Consider the following 13666-nt stretch of genomic DNA (forward strand, 5'->3'; position numbering starts at 1 on the left):
AGGGGCCCGGCCCATACACCGCGAGGCCCCAAGACATCGTACAGGCGCGAGCCCTGTCGGAAAATGCTAAACCAGCGGCGAACCGCGCATAGTTTATTGTCGGCGGCCACCCCAAGCTTTCAGCACTGTTTCTGTCCACGCAGTAAGCGAAGCGAAAGGGTGTTTCGATGATCTGCTCCCTTCTAAAAACGATTTCACGTCAATCAAGGAAGGATATTTACCAATCCGTCTGGATCGCTTTCAATGAAAAGTGATGCCTACATCGATTTGTGCCAGTACGGGGTGGACGCAAGCGCCATTCGTGCCAAGAGTGTAGCATTTTTGGAAAAGTTCCAGCCAAACACGCCGTCCAAGGGAAACATGGTCGGAAATTAGTAATATGCCGAAGGCACAGGAATTCCTAATGCAACCCTGGTATCGAGGCCACAGCCACCGCGGCTAAAGTTGGAGTGCATTGCCCCATGTTTGTTTCGCCTGTCATGGTCATCGAGAAGGACTGGATAGACTACAACGGCCATCTCAACATGGCCTATTACAACGTCCTCTTCGACCGTGCTGGAGATGACGCGTTCGAGAAGATAGGGCTTGGTGCCGAGTACGCCCGGACGCGCGCCTTGACGAGCTATTCGGCCGAAGTGCACGTCTGTTATGTCCGGGAACTCCACTTCGGACACAGCGTCACCGCCACATTCCAGCTGCTGGACTACGACGAGAAGCGCATGCGTTTCTACCAGGAGCTTCGTCACCTCGACGGATGGCTGGCGGCAACCTCCGAACAGCTGTCCCTCCATGTCGACATGTCAGGTCCAAAGGTGGTGCCATTTCCTCCCGATATCCTCGCAAACCTGAAACGCTTGAAAGCCGAGCACGTGTCACTGGGTGTCCCTGTCCGCGCGGGCAGGGCGATTGCGATCAAGTGGAAGGCGCGCGAGTGACGCGCGTAGCTTCGGCGCAAGGACTCGTGACGGACGAATTTTGATTCCAGACGGGCGTTCAAGAATTCCCCTCCGCCCGCTGTGAGAGGTCCTTCACGCTGCGGCTCCGGCAGGTTGCGGTAGAGGTTGAATGCCCGGAATTGGCGAGCGCTGCCTTGTTCTTGAGCACAAGCCCGTGGACGATTTCGCGAACGGCAAGCTCCTGCCAGATTTCGTACGCGGGATACCGTCGAGCTGTACGATTTTCGCCGGTACGTGGCATGGAATTGCGCCGGTGCGAGTCTTGGTGTTGATCTTATTGATGATGTTCTCGTCAAGCGCGACACCTTGCACCAGCCTGACGAACAGCGCGACGCGGACGCCATCGTCGAAGTCCTGACCGATGAGAGCGATTCCGCACTGGCAAGCAGGTAAGTGCCGATGCACAGCGCTTCGATGTGGATCTTGCTCCGGCGGCATTCACGCCGGTAACGTTGCGGCCCACTCCGGCCCTCTCGGATTGCGGGTCTCGTGAGGCGACAAGCCTTCTGCTGTGCGGTAGGCTCTTGAGAAGTGCGACGCTGATACAAATCCGCATGCCACTGCCACCTCCACAACAGGCATACCCGTCTGTTTCAAGAGGGACTTCGCACGCTCGAGCCTCAGCCGGACGTAATAGCGAGCAGGACCGCAGGCGAACTCGCTACTGAACTGCCTTTCCATTTGTCGTCGCGATATGCGGACTTTTTTCGCGATAGCCTCCAGCGGCAAAGGTTCGGTCAGGTTCTCTTCCATCATGCGAATGATCGCTTTCAATGTTTCATTCTTCACGCGATCAGACAGCGAGAAGGGGAGTCTCTGACGTTCAAATCTGTCGCGGACACCTGCAACTATCGCTTGTTGGCAAACTTCAATAGCGACTTCGGAGCCGAGGTCCTGTCCGATGATGTGAAGCATCATCTCAAAAGACGTCGTGCCTCCGGCGCAGGTGTAAATTTCATCGTCCACTTCATAGATATGCGGGCTGATCAAGGTGTCGGTAAACTGTTCCGCAAAGGACGGATAGTTCTCCCAGTGGATAGTGCAACGCTTCTCCCGCAGGAGTCCGGCATGTGCCAAAAGATGAGAACCTGTGCAGAGCGCTCCCAGAGGGATACGTCGCTTACGGCACTCGCGAAGCCAGCTGTCGAGGCACTTGTCGACGTAGTGCTGGACATTTCGGCCCGAACACACGATCGCCATCCGGACGACCAGACCATCAGCGACTTGCCTTCTTGCTTCAGCTAATGAAAGGTCCGCGCTGATTGAGAGGCCGCAACTCGCTCTGACAGCTTCGCCGTCGGCCGAGACCAGTCGCCATGCGTAGGCATTATCACTCAAGATTTGATTGGCGAGCCGAAGTGCTTCCAGAGCCGACGAGAAAGCCAGCATTGTGAATTCAGGAGCCAGGTAGAACAGGAATAACTTATTTGTGTCCGATGTGTCCATGGATCATGTCCCAGTTAGCAAATCTGTCTGCGGTGACGCGGCGTCGCAACTACGTGGCAAATGCGGCGCAATTCTTCAACGCTTGCCAATCCGGCAGGCCCTGGGCACAGCGATGCGACGTGAGGCGGATAGACGAAGCCCTCACGAGCCACCAAACCAAGGCTACCGAGATGATCTTCGACCTTGCCTTCGGAGTTCAACGGCCTGTACTGCTCAGTGACATTCGAGCTCCAGACCTCGAGCGCGGCATCAAGTTGCCCTTCGGAAACCGCTCGCCACATATTCTGGTAACCGGCCGTAACCTTGTGACCCACCGTCTGGAGCAAGTTGCGGCGATGCAAGTGGTGATTGCTGCCCGTCCATTAGTCGATTGCGAGCTTGATGAGCTCGTTCACCGCACCCAATTCCGCCGCGTGCACCCAGCTGGCGGAGAGCGCCGCGATACCGCTTGCCAAAGCTATTTTCCAAGACATGGTGATCCTCCCGTTTTTCTTTTTTGTTTCCGCTAAAAACTGTTGCATAAAGCCGAGCCGTGTTTTAACTAATCACGTCATCAACTGCACATTTTTCGCCAATGTTTGATACACGACAGCTTGCCATACAGCTTCTGATACTCGTGACGCCCAGTTTCAACCTGGCGGCGACCACCGCATTTATCGATCCCTTTCGGGCCGCGAACTATTTGGAGGGTCTCACACGATTTCGTTGGGTCCTGGCATCCGCACCCGGCGGTCCATGTGTCGCAAGCAATGGGCTTGTGGTCGAGACGCAGAAGCTTGGCGACATCCAAAACGATCCATTCGATCTCGTGGTCATGTCGGCGAGTTGGACGCCGGAAACCGGGAGAACACCGCAACTGCTGGCCTCACTCCGGAAATGGGCGCGAGCGGGAAGCATCATTGGCGCCCTGGACACTGGCGCTTTCCTCCTGGCTGACGCCGGTCTTCTGAGCGGTCGCCGCGCCACCGTCCATTACGAGCACATTGACGCGTTCAAGGAACTTCACGGCGACATCGATGTCGCTGAGGACATCTTCGTCCGCGACGAGAAGCGCTTTACATGTTGTGGCGGGGTCGCCTCGGTGGACATGGCTTTGCACATTATCCGCGAGAGTTCGGGCGACGCCTTGGCCAACGCGGCGGCGCGATACATCTTCCATCCGTCCCTTCGCCCGGCCGGGACCTCGCAAAATCCGGCGAGCAGGGAACCTTTGGGCAGCCATGTGCCCGATGCAATCAGGCAAGCGATCGTCGCCATGGAACAGCATCTCGAGAACGCGTTGTCCATCCCGGAGATTTGCACCAAGGTTAGGATATCGCATCGGCAGCTGGACAGACTGTTCCTTCGCTATGTTGGTAAATCGCCAGCCATCTACTATAGGGATATACGGTTGGACAGAGCACGCGGCTTCGTTACACAAACGGACATGCTCATGTCCGAAATCGCGATTGCGTCAGGTTTTGCGAGCCAAGTCCATTTCAGCCGGGCATATCGCGAACGATTTGGCCTTTCACCGCGGACGGATCGGGTCGAGGGACGGATACCATTCGAGTTCCGTGCCTGGCCCATGCACAGAAAATCCTCGGGTGCAGAGTGACATATCAGAACCAATGGCCAAATATGTTAAATCGATGGCGTACCATGCGCAGAGGCCAAGCTGTTTTGGCGGGAAAGTTGCCGTGCAATGCCAACAGTGCCTTGCCTCAGTTATCCGGAGAGGAGCCGCCATGACTTTGCTACCTTCGAAAGATGAATTCTTAGCCATCCGGCAAGGATATTCGGCCAACCCATCACGCTCGCTGTCCCTGAGGGCTGATGCCTATACCGATGATAGATGGCATAACGTCGATCTGCAGCAGATCATCGCCAGGACCTGGCAGTGGGTCTGTCATGTCGAAAAGGTGCGTACGCCGGGTTCCTATGTCGCGGTCGAGATTGCCGGGCAGCCGATCGCCGTCGTACGCGACCGTGAAGGCGTGCTTCGCGCATTTTACAATGTTTGCAAGCATCGTGCTCACGCTCTCTTGCAGGGTGAAGGCAACTCGACCCGCATCATGTGCCCCTATCATGCATGGACTTACCGCCTCGATGGTCAGCTCGTTCGCGCTCCGCATACCGAAACGCTGGAGGAATTCGACACGAAGGAAATCTGCCTCGACCAGGTTCAGGTCGAGGAGTTCTGCGGATTCATCTATGTGAACCTGGATCCGAACGCGCCGTCGCTAAGCTCCCAGTCAGGTGATCTTGAAACGGAAATCCGCCACTGGGCACCCGAGATCGACAAACTCACGTTCGCGCGCCGACTGACCTACGACATCAAATCGAACTGGAAAAACGTCGTCGACAATTTCCTCGAATGCTACCACTGCCCGACGGCCCACAAGGACTTCTGCACGCTCGTCGACATGGACACCTACAAGGTAACCACCCATGGGATCTATTCAAGCCACATGGCTGATGCGGGCAAGTCCGGAAACAGCGCCTACGATGTATCGAACGCCACGGTCAGGACGCACGCCGTTTGGTGGCTGTGGCCGAACACCTGCATCATGCGGTACCCCGGCCGTTCTTCGATCATCATTCTCAACATCATTCCGGCGGGCCCAGACCGGACGCTCGAAACCTACGATTTCTTTCTTGAGGATACGGAGCCGAACGAAATGGAGCTCCAGACCATCAAGTACCTCGACGAGGTTCTCCAGGTCGAAGACATCAAGATCGTCGAAAGCGTTCAAAAGGGAATGAACACGCCGGCCTTTACGCAAGGCCGAATCGTCAATGATCCGGACGGCTCCGGGCAGTCCGAGCACGCCGTGCATCATTTCCACGGCCTCGTCCTGGATGCCTATGCGAGGTCTTCGGCGTAAGCGACGCCAGCGGCCGTAAGCGAGCTGTATTTCACGCCCTGCGAAATGTGGACCGGTCGTTCCCCGTATGGGGGCTAAGTTCGTCGAAGGTCTGTGGATGGACCACATGAAATCGATCCGAAAGGGAGATGTGTGATGAGCGGACGCCTCGAAGGCAAAGTCGCATTCGTCACGGGGGGACGCGGTGGCATCGGCCGGGCGATATGCGCGAGGTTTGTCAGGGAGGGTGCCGTCGTCTACGCGGCTGACCTTTCGGACGCCGGAAGCATGAGTTCGGCAGTTCAAGATGATGCGCGTTTCATCCGTCTCGATGTCACCTCGGAGGAGGAGACCATTGCAGCGATGGCCGAGGTGGGGAAGAATTCCGGCAAGCTCGATATCTTGGTGAACGCCGCCGGGATCGAGCTGGAGAAAACCATTGAACACACCACGCTGGACGAGTGGAATCGTAGCTTCGCCGTGAATGTGACGGGAACGTTCCTCGCTTCCAAGCACGCGCTGCCGCTACTTCGAATGGCAGCGACGGGCGGGTTGACGGCTTCGATTATCAACTTCGGGAGCTACGACGGCTTTATCGCCGATCCCGGGTTGGCGGCCTACTGCGCGACGAAGGGCGCGGTGCATGCACTGACCCGTGCGATGGCCGTAGATCACGGCCCCGAAAGCATCCGCGTCAACGCGATCTGCCCCGGCTATGTCGATACGCCGATGCTTCAAAGTTTTTTTTCCGGCGCGGGGTCGGGCGGCGAGGGCGGGACGATCGACTCGTTGAAGGAGGCCGTCCGGAACGTCCACCCCATTCGCAACTATGGCACCCCGGACGACATCGCGAATCTCGTGAACCGGCTGGCAAGCGACGAAGTCAGGTACGCGAGCGGACAACTATGGGTGCTGGACGGCGGCCTTTCCGCACAAGTCCAACAAATGAGGCTCTGACATGTCGAAATCGGTAATTATCACCTGTGCGCCAACCGGGGGCATCCACACCCCGACGATGTCGGAGCACCTCCCAATCACGCCGTCGCAGATTGCGGCGGCCAGTATCGAAGCGGCCGAAGCAGGCGCTGCGATCATTCATCTCCATGCGCGCAACCCTGAGAACGGCAAGCCGGATCCGCGCCCTGACCTGTTCATGGAGTTCCTCCCGCGCATCAAGCAGTCGTGCAACGCGGTTCTCAACGTCTCCACGGGCGGGGGGCTGGGCATGACCCGAGAGGAGCGTCTTCTCGCCGCCACGAAGGCCAGCCCGGAAATGGCCTCCCTGAACGTCGGATCGATGAATTTCGGCATTTTCCCGATGTTGGAGAAGTATTCCAACTGGAAGCACTCCTGGGAGCCGGAATTTTTGGAGATGACGCGGGACTTCATCTTCCGGAACACCTTCGCCGACATCGAGTACACGGTGAAAGAGCTCGGCGAAGGGCATGGCACCAAGTTCGAGTTCGAATGCTATGATCTGGGCCACCTCTACAACCTCGCCTGGATCGTGGACCAAGGTTGGGTGAAGCCGCCGTTTTTCGTGCAGATGGTGTTCGGGATCCTGGGCGGTGTCGGACCCGATCTCGACAACCTCATGCACATGCACACGATCGCCAACAAGCTGTTCGGTAACGACTACGAATGGTCGGTGCTGGCTGCCGGCCGTCATCAGATGCCGTTCACGACGCAGTCCGCGCTCCTGGGCGGAAACCTCCGGGTGGGCATGGAGGACAGTCTGTTCATCGGCCCCGGCGAAAAGGCGGTGTCGAGCGCCCAGCAGGTGCGCAAGATCAGATCGATCATAGAAAACCTTGGCCTAAAGGTCGCCACCGCTGACGAAGCGCGTGAGCGGCTCGGCCTCAAAGGCGGCGACAAGGTGACGTTCTGATGCAGACCAACCTCTTTATCAACGGCGAGTTCGTCTCGGGCGAAGGCGAACCTCTTCCAATTCTCGATCCAGCTACGAGAACCGAGATCGTGACGATCAACGAGGCGACCAACGACCAGGTTGACGCTGCCGTAAGGGCCGCGGCTGCCGCGTTCGATCGGTTCTCGCGGACCACACCTGCCGAACGCTCCTCGCTTCTTCTGAAGATGGCGGACGTGCTTGAAACGCATAGCCAGGAGCTCGCCGAACTCGAGAGCCTGGACGTGGGCAAGCCCTGGCCGTCCGCGCACGACGACGAGATGCCGCTCACGATCGACGCGTTTCGTTTCTTCGCAGGGGCCGCTCGTACGATGATGGGTCCCGTCGCCGGGGAATACGTATCCGGCTATACGAGTATGATCCGCCGCGAGGCCGTCGGCCCTGTGGCGGCCATCACACCGTGGAACTATCCTCTGATGATGGCGTCCTGGAAGATCGCCGCGGCCATCGCGGCCGGATGCACGATCGTCCTGAAGCCTTCGGAGATCACACCTCTGTCCACATTGAAGACGGCGGAGTTATTCGCGGACCTTCTTCCAAAGGGCGTCTTCAACGTGGTCCACGGAAGAGGCGCATCGATCGGCGACAGGCTCATGAACGCCCCTGAGATCGAGGCGATCGCCGTGACGGGCTCGCCCGCTACCGGCATGGCTGCGATGCGCGCAGCCTCGCAGCAGATCAGGCACGTCCACCTGGAGCTCGGCGGCAAGTCCCCGGTGATCGTGTTTGACGATGCCGACGTCGAGGCTGTTGCACAGACCATCCGCTATGGGAGCTTCTTCAATGCCGGTCAGGATTGCGCGCAGCCGTGCAGGATCATTGCGCAGGATGGCATTTATAACGCGCTCGTAGCCGAGATCGCGCGCCAGGTCGCAGAGATTAAGGTTGGAGCCCAGAAGGCTGAAGGAACCCAGATGGGACCGGTCGTCTCCGCGAACCAGTTGGAGCGGGTCGCGGGCTTCGTGGACCGTGCGCGCGAAACTTGCGAGGTCGTAGTCGGCGGCGAGCGCCCGGATGGGCCGGGCTTTTTCTACAAACCGACCGTGATCGCGAATGTGAACCACGACTGCGAGATCGCCGCGAACGAAGTCTTCGGGCCGGTGATTACGATCTCGCGTTTTTCCAAGGTCGACGAGGCGTTGTCTGTCGCGAATGCCGGGCGCTACGGTCTGGCTTCATCGGTCTGGACGCGGGACATTGGCCGGGCGATGGACGTGACGAGCCGCCTCCGCTACGGCTTCACCTGGGTAAACACACACGGCGTTGCGACCCCGGAAATGCCCTGGGCGGCAATGAAGGGCTCGGGCACGGGCTGCGACATGTCCATCCACGCGCTCGACGCATACACCTCGGTCCGCCACGTCATGGTTTCACACGGGTAATAGGAGGCGGAGTGATATGACCAATGCTAGGAATAAAGTTGCGATCGTGACGGGCGGGGGACGAGGGATCGGCCGCGCCATCGTCGACCGCCTGCGGCAGGACGGTGCCACCGTCGTCACCTGCGGGCGTGGCGAACGTCCTGCCGATCTCCACCCGGATGTCGTCTGGGTGACCGGGGACGTGTCCCGTTCCGAAGACGTGAAACACATCGTCGGGTCGGCGGCCGAGCGCGGGGACATCTGCGTCCTCGTGAACAACGCGGGGGTTCAGATCGAGAAAACCGTGCCGGACACGACCGATGGCGACTGGGACCAGCTTATCGGTGTGAATTGCAAAGGCGTGTTCAACATGTGCCGCGAGGTGCTTCCGGGGATGGCCGAACGCGGTGGCAACATCGTGAACCTCGGTTCCATCTCTGCAATGGTGGCGGACCCCGCGATGGCGATCTACAACGCTTCGAAAGGGTTCGTTCACAGTCTCACACGGTCGATCGCTGTCGACCATGGTCCCATGGTGCGATGCAACGCGGTCAGTCCGGGCTGGATCATGACAGAAATGGCGGAGAGTGGGTTCGCGCTCGCAAAGGATCCGCAGAAGGCCAGAGCCGATTCGCTGGCCCGCCACCCAGCCCGCCGGTTCGGAACGCCGCAGGATGTGGCGAAGGCAGTAGTCTGGCTGATCTCCGACGAAAGCTCCTTCGTGACCGGGCATTGCATAACCATCGATGGCGGACTTACCGCCGCATCGCCCCTTCAACCTGGATTATTCTGATGACCGAATTCATACAAACCGCAGTTCTGGGCGCTGGTGTAATTGGAGCGAGCTGGACATCCCTGTTTCTTGCTTCAGGGCGTGAGGTGGCCGTCCACGATCTCTCGCCTTCGGCCGAAAAAAGCGTTCGCGAATACGTCGACCGCGCCTGGCCGACACTTGAAACACTCGGTCTTGTCAAAGACGGCAGTCCGAACCGCGTCCGTTTCTGCAAGTCTGCCAGCGAGGCGGTTGAGGGCGCTTCCTTCATCCAGGAGAACGTTCCTGAGCGCATCGAGATCAAGCGCGCGCTCTACGCCGAGATCGCCCCCTCGCTCGGTGCGGATGCCGTCGTGGCGACGTCCGCCTCGGGCCTCACTCTGAGCGAGATGCAGCAAGGTTGGAAAGATCCCGGCAGGTTCGTGCTCGGTCACCCCTTCAATCCGCCGCACCTGATCCCGTTGGTCGAGGTAATGGGGAACGAACGCACCGGTGATGGCGTGGTCGAGGCCGCAGAGCGGTTCTACGCCCAGGTGGGCAAGGTTACCATCCGGGTCAACCGCGAGGTTCCCGGCCATGTTGCGAACCGACTTCAGGCAGCGGTCTGGCGCGAAGCCATCCATCTCGTGAAGTCCGGGGTCGCCAGTGTCGAGGACGTCGACAAGGCGATGTGGGCGGGTCCTGGTCTCCGGTGGGCAGCAATGGGCCCTACCATGCTTTTCCACCTTGGCGCTGGCGAGGGTGGTCTGGCGGCCTTCTGCGAACGTTACACGGACAGCTTCAATCGCTGGTGGGACGATCTCGGTGTCCTTCATCTTGATCAAGCGCTCGCCGAAACGCTCGTCGCCGGCGTGACCCAGGAAGCCAACGGCCAATCTCCGGCCGATCTCTCCGCGCAGCGGGATGTGCTGATCGCAAGCATCCAGAAGGCGATTGCTCCGCTTCGCGCGAACTAAGGAAAGAACGGTGATCTCCATGAGCAACAATCCGATCGATCAAGGCGCACGTATCGTGGTGATTGGAGCGGGGCAGGCAGGGTTCACTGCCTGCGCCAAGCTTCGCGAGCTTGGGCATCCCGGCCCCATAACTCTGATCGGAGAGGAGGCTCATCCTCCCTACCAGCGGCCGCCGCTGTCCAAGGGTTATCTGCTCGGCGAAATGACCGAAGACCGTCTCTATTTCCGCCCCATCAACTTCTATCAGGAAAGGTCGATCGACCTTCGGCTTTCCGAGAGGGTGGGGTTCATCGATCGCGTCAGTAAGGTGGTCGGGCTCTCGAACGGTTCCACCGTTCCCTACGATCGGCTGATCCTGACCACGGGCGCGCGTCCAAGGAGTCTGCCAGCCGAAATCGGAGGAGATCTTGAAGGCGTATTCTACGTCAGGAACCTAGCCGACATAAATTCGATGGCTCACCACTTCCGGCCCGGGCAACATGTCCTGATCGTGGGTGGAGGATACGTAGGGCTGGAGGCCGCGGCCGTGTCAGCCAAGCTTGGGCTCGAGGTTACCTTGATCGAGGCCTCGCAGCGCATTCTCCAGCGCGTTGCATGCCCGCAGACGTCCGCCTATTTCAGAAATCTTCACGGCAAGGAGGGCGTTGTCCTGTGCGAAGACACCGGGCTGAAGAGATTGAGCGGCGAGGATGGCCACGTTCGTTCAGCGGAACTCGCTGATAACAGCGTACTTCCGATAGACTTCGTAATCGTGGGCATCGGGGTCGTCCCCAACGTCGAGCTGGCCGAAGCCGCAGGCCTCACCATCGACAACGGTATCGCGGTGGACGAGGACTGCCGGACATCCGATCCGGATATCTACGCCGCAGGGGATTGTGCATCGTTCCCCTGGCGATCCCGGCGGATCCGCCTGGAAAGTGTCGGCAATGCCATAGAGCAGGCCGAATCTGTTGCAAAGGCACTGATGGGACAATCGTCCGGATACGAGGCGAAACCCTGGTTCTGGTCGGATCAGTTCGATGTCAAGTTACAGATCGCGGGCTACTCGCAGGGCTATGACAATGTGGCCACGCGCAAAAGTGTGGGAGACGGCGTTTCCTATTGGTACTATCGCGGCGGCGACCTGCTGGCCGTCGATGCGATGAACGACCCACGAGTATACATGGTGGCCAAACGACTGATCGAGGCCGGAACGTCGCCTGATCCCACCGTAGTCAGCGATCCGGCAACGGATGTCAAGTCGCTCCTTCCGTGACATACATGCTGCAGATGCCTTGCGGGGACACGCGCACACGACATCCAAGGGGAAAGCATTGATGCCAAAAATTTCCATAATCGCAAAGGACGGGACACCCTTTGAACTTCAGGTTGAGGCCGGTTCGACGGTCATGGAGAACGCAGTTCGCAACTCGATTCCAGGGATTGTTAGCGAGTGCGGCGGCGCTTGTGCCTGCGCTACATGCCATGTCTACGTCGATGAAGAGTGGATCGAACGGGTGGGGCCTCCAGGTTCCATCGAAGCGGACATGCTGGAATTCGCGTACGACGTCAGGTCCACGTCGCGGTTATCGTGCCAGATCAAAGTGTCAGAAGAACATGAGGGTTTGACCATGCACGTGCCCGAACGTCAGTCGTGACGCGATGAGCTTAACTCGTGTCACCACACATTCACAGATTAACCAAATACAGCATTGGCTGGATAAACGGATTGTGCTCCGCGCCTCGAGGGCCAGACAGTTCGGAATTTGGTGCTTATGCCTGTCCCAACATCTGGCCCGCATATTGGTATCCGCTCCGGCATCACTATTCAGATCAAGATGGCGCACGGCTCAACGTCGATGTTCATCCCGACAGCATGCATTTGCAAGACCAGACTGAACCAACAATTCCTACGTCGCCTTCGCCCCTTCGTCGAACGAAATGATGTCTCTCTCGATTCTTCGTGACAGATGATCATTACGAAAAGTTAATCGCCCATCCGAGACTTTTCTTCATTTCCTGTTAGGAGCAATTATGGCCGATGTCGTTATTCTCGGCGATCGCGAAAGGGTGCTGGCCGGCATCCTGTTCACTGCGGCCGCGTATTTTTTGTTTTCCGGTCAGGACGCCTCAATCAAGCTGCTCGTCGTGGGCATGACGGTATGGCAGATTATGGTTTGCCGTTCGATTATAATTCTTGCAGCCTGCGGAGCTATTGGCGGGCGGAAGCTCTTTATCGAGACAGCGAACTCGCCCATCGCACGGCCGATGCTGGTGTGTAGCGCATTCATATTCGCGGCTTGGCTCTGCTACTACAACGCCGCGCGCTCGCTCCAACTCGCGGAGCTCACCACTATCTATTTCGCCGCCCCGATCATGGTCACCGTGCTGTCGGTGGTGATGCTAGGTGAATCCGTACCGCTAGTGCGGTGGGCAGCGGTGTTCGTCGGCTTCGTCGGCGTGTTTATCGCCTGTGATCCAACGCACCTAGGCGTCTCTCCGCCGGTACTTCTAGTACTGGTTGCGGCACTCTTGTGGAGCATTGCCTTGGTATTGCTTCGCAAGATAGCGCTGGAGGAGCGCACAACGATCCAGTTGGTGCTCAACAATTCGTATTTCCTGCTGTTTTCAGCGGCGCCAGCTGTGATCTGGTGGCGAATGCCCGGGGGGATGGAATCTCTACTGCTCATCAGCGTTGCCGCCCTTGGCGGCGTGGCGCAGTTCCTGCTGTTCCTAGGCATGAAACGTGCACCAATCTCGATCGTGGCGCCATTCGAATATACCTCACTGGTCTGGGCCTTCGCTTTGGGCTTCGCCATCTGGGGTGACGTGCCGCGTGCCGAAGTGTTTGTGGGTGCTGTACTCATTATAGGCGCCGGTCTGCTAATCGTCGCCACAGAGCACTTCCGGAAACGGATTTAGGACTAATGACGGAAAGCAATCAAAAACGAAATAGTGCGGCGCAAGAGGGATACTCGTCTGCCCAGAGAAATCGGGAAGAGCACTGATCCCGCTGCTACCCGCACACCTGTCGGCCACCAAAAATGGAAGGGCAACCATATTCAGCGATGCGCGAGGCCGAAATAATTAAAAAGATGGCCAATGCGCCACGTAGTCGATAGGGAAGACGCTTACAATGCCCATCAGGAATGATTTCGCCGGGGTTTGCGGTTGGTCATCTGACTCGTTGCGAGATCTGGCTGGAGTTGCGCGACGAACAGGCGATGCGGCTCTCGCGAGACGGTCTCTAACAGGTTTGCCCTTGTTATTGCCTCCCAAGGCGCGTGGCTGCCGCCGAACCCGTTTCGGCGGCAGCCACATCTATCTCACGTACAGGAGCGGTTACGTTGGTGTCGGGTGTGCTCGGCTCATAGCCAATCGACTATGAGATAGCCGGAGATATGCAGCACTATCCGCAGCAGA

15 protein-coding genes are annotated in these 13666 nt (G+C 58.5%); 12 read left to right on the forward strand and 3 right to left on the reverse strand.

Annotation, left to right across the window (positions count from 1 at the left end; genetic code table 11):
• Window positions 1–461: 461 nt before the first annotated feature.
• Complete coding sequence (locus CU103_RS24770) at window positions 462–935, forward strand: thioesterase family protein (protein WP_245448993.1); 474 nt, start codon at window positions 462–464, stop codon at window positions 933–935.
• 58 nt (window positions 936–993) lie between these two features.
• Here CU103_RS24770 and CU103_RS32895 read toward each other — a convergent pair whose 3' ends face one another.
• On the reverse strand, window positions 994–1197 hold the full coding sequence (locus CU103_RS32895) for an acetoacetate--CoA ligase family protein (protein WP_146147853.1): 204 nt from the start codon (window positions 1195–1197) through the stop codon (window positions 994–996).
• Between CU103_RS32895 and CU103_RS32900 the strand changes: the two genes are divergently transcribed.
• Window positions 1191–1349 (forward strand): hypothetical protein, encoded by a 159-nt coding sequence (locus tag CU103_RS32900; protein WP_170117116.1) that lies wholly within the window; start codon window positions 1191–1193, stop codon window positions 1347–1349. The two genes, CU103_RS32895 and CU103_RS32900, sit on opposite strands and share 7 nt — an antisense overlap.
• 45 nt (window positions 1350–1394) lie before the next feature.
• Here the strand turns inward: CU103_RS32900 and CU103_RS24775 are convergent, their stop codons facing one another.
• Both CU103_RS24775 and CU103_RS32905 read right to left on the reverse strand, forming a co-directional pair.
• Window positions 1395–2402 (reverse strand): GlxA family transcriptional regulator, encoded by a 1008-nt coding sequence (locus CU103_RS24775; protein WP_106666707.1) that lies wholly within the window; start codon window positions 2400–2402, stop codon window positions 1395–1397.
• A 14-nt stretch (window positions 2403–2416) separates the two neighbouring features.
• On the reverse strand, window positions 2417–2683 hold the full coding sequence (locus CU103_RS32905) for a glycine betaine ABC transporter substrate-binding protein (RefSeq protein WP_425350656.1): 267 nt from the start codon (window positions 2681–2683) through the stop codon (window positions 2417–2419).
• 293 nt (window positions 2684–2976) lie between these two features.
• On the opposite strand from CU103_RS32905, the gene CU103_RS24785 reads away from it, so the two are divergent.
• The 10 genes from CU103_RS24785 to CU103_RS24830 all read left to right on the forward strand — a co-directional run bounded on the left by CU103_RS24785 (window position 2977) and on the right by CU103_RS24830 (window position 13165).
• A complete protein-coding gene (locus CU103_RS24785; RefSeq protein WP_106666709.1) occupies window positions 2977–3999 on the forward strand; it encodes a GlxA family transcriptional regulator in 1023 nt (340 codons plus the stop codon).
• A 130-nt stretch (window positions 4000–4129) separates the two neighbouring features.
• Complete coding sequence (locus CU103_RS24790; RefSeq protein WP_106666710.1) at window positions 4130–5269, forward strand: aromatic ring-hydroxylating oxygenase subunit alpha; 1140 nt, start codon at window positions 4130–4132, stop codon at window positions 5267–5269.
• Window positions 5270–5404: 135 nt separating this feature from the next.
• On the forward strand, window positions 5405–6205 hold the full coding sequence (locus tag CU103_RS24795; protein WP_106666711.1) for an SDR family NAD(P)-dependent oxidoreductase: 801 nt from the start codon (window positions 5405–5407) through the stop codon (window positions 6203–6205).
• Window position 6206: 1 nt separating this feature from the next.
• Window positions 6207–7136, forward strand: coding sequence for a 3,5-dioxohexanoate:acetyl-CoA acetone transferase (gene kce, locus CU103_RS24800; RefSeq protein WP_106666712.1), 930 nt, complete (start codon window positions 6207–6209; stop codon window positions 7134–7136).
• Window positions 7136–8557 carry an aminobutyraldehyde dehydrogenase gene (locus CU103_RS24805; RefSeq protein WP_106666713.1) on the forward strand — a complete coding sequence of 474 codons (1422 nt, stop codon included), beginning with the start codon at window positions 7136–7138 and terminating at the stop codon, window positions 8555–8557. The genes kce and CU103_RS24805 overlap by 1 nt, the downstream gene beginning before the upstream one ends.
• Before the next feature lie 16 nt (window positions 8558–8573).
• On the forward strand, window positions 8574–9329 hold the full coding sequence (locus CU103_RS24810; protein ID WP_106666714.1) for an SDR family NAD(P)-dependent oxidoreductase: 756 nt from the start codon (window positions 8574–8576) through the stop codon (window positions 9327–9329).
• Window positions 9329–10264, forward strand: a complete 936-nt coding sequence (locus CU103_RS24815) for a 3-hydroxyacyl-CoA dehydrogenase NAD-binding domain-containing protein (RefSeq protein WP_106666715.1) — start codon at window positions 9329–9331, stop codon at window positions 10262–10264. The genes CU103_RS24810 and CU103_RS24815 overlap by 1 nt, the downstream gene beginning before the upstream one ends.
• Window positions 10265–10283: 19 nt before the next feature.
• A complete protein-coding gene (locus CU103_RS24820) occupies window positions 10284–11519 on the forward strand; it encodes an NAD(P)/FAD-dependent oxidoreductase (protein WP_106666716.1) in 1236 nt (411 codons plus the stop codon).
• A 61-nt stretch (window positions 11520–11580) separates the two neighbouring features.
• Complete coding sequence (locus CU103_RS24825) at window positions 11581–11901, forward strand: 2Fe-2S iron-sulfur cluster-binding protein (protein ID WP_106666717.1); 321 nt, start codon at window positions 11581–11583, stop codon at window positions 11899–11901.
• Between the two features lie 376 nt (window positions 11902–12277).
• Entirely contained in the window at window positions 12278–13165 is an 888-nt protein-coding gene (locus CU103_RS24830) for a DMT family transporter (protein WP_106666718.1), read from the forward strand.
• The last annotated feature ends 501 nt before the right edge of the window (window positions 13166–13666 follow it).

The organism is Phyllobacterium sophorae, from assembly GCF_003010965.1.
GTDB lineage: Bacteria > Pseudomonadota > Alphaproteobacteria > Rhizobiales > Rhizobiaceae > Phyllobacterium > Phyllobacterium sophorae.

Coding starts and splice junctions, on each gene's coding strand:
- CU103_RS24775 (WP_106666707.1), bottom strand. CDS start 2,402: ATGGACACATCGGACACAAATAAGTTATTCCTGTTCTACCTGGCTCCT.
- CU103_RS32905 (WP_425350656.1), bottom strand. CDS start 2,683: ATGTGGCGAGCGGTTTCCGAAGGGCAACTTGATGCCGCGCTCGAGGTC.
- CU103_RS24795 (WP_106666711.1), top strand. CDS start 5,405: ATGAGCGGACGCCTCGAAGGCAAAGTCGCATTCGTCACGGGGGGACGC.
- CU103_RS24810 (WP_106666714.1), top strand. CDS start 8,574: ATGACCAATGCTAGGAATAAAGTTGCGATCGTGACGGGCGGGGGACGA.
- CU103_RS24830 (WP_106666718.1), top strand. CDS start 12,278: ATGGCCGATGTCGTTATTCTCGGCGATCGCGAAAGGGTGCTGGCCGGC.
- CU103_RS24790 (WP_106666710.1), top strand. CDS start 4,130: ATGACTTTGCTACCTTCGAAAGATGAATTCTTAGCCATCCGGCAAGGA.
- CU103_RS24820 (WP_106666716.1), top strand. CDS start 10,284: ATGAGCAACAATCCGATCGATCAAGGCGCACGTATCGTGGTGATTGGA.
- CU103_RS24815 (WP_106666715.1), top strand. CDS start 9,329: ATGACCGAATTCATACAAACCGCAGTTCTGGGCGCTGGTGTAATTGGA.
- kce (WP_106666712.1), top strand. CDS start 6,207: ATGTCGAAATCGGTAATTATCACCTGTGCGCCAACCGGGGGCATCCAC.
- CU103_RS32895 (WP_146147853.1), bottom strand. CDS start 1,197: ATGCCACGTACCGGCGAAAATCGTACAGCTCGACGGTATCCCGCGTAC.
- CU103_RS24805 (WP_106666713.1), top strand. CDS start 7,136: ATGCAGACCAACCTCTTTATCAACGGCGAGTTCGTCTCGGGCGAAGGC.
- CU103_RS24770 (WP_245448993.1), top strand. CDS start 462: ATGTTTGTTTCGCCTGTCATGGTCATCGAGAAGGACTGGATAGACTAC.
- CU103_RS24785 (WP_106666709.1), top strand. CDS start 2,977: ATGTTTGATACACGACAGCTTGCCATACAGCTTCTGATACTCGTGACG.
- CU103_RS24825 (WP_106666717.1), top strand. CDS start 11,581: ATGCCAAAAATTTCCATAATCGCAAAGGACGGGACACCCTTTGAACTT.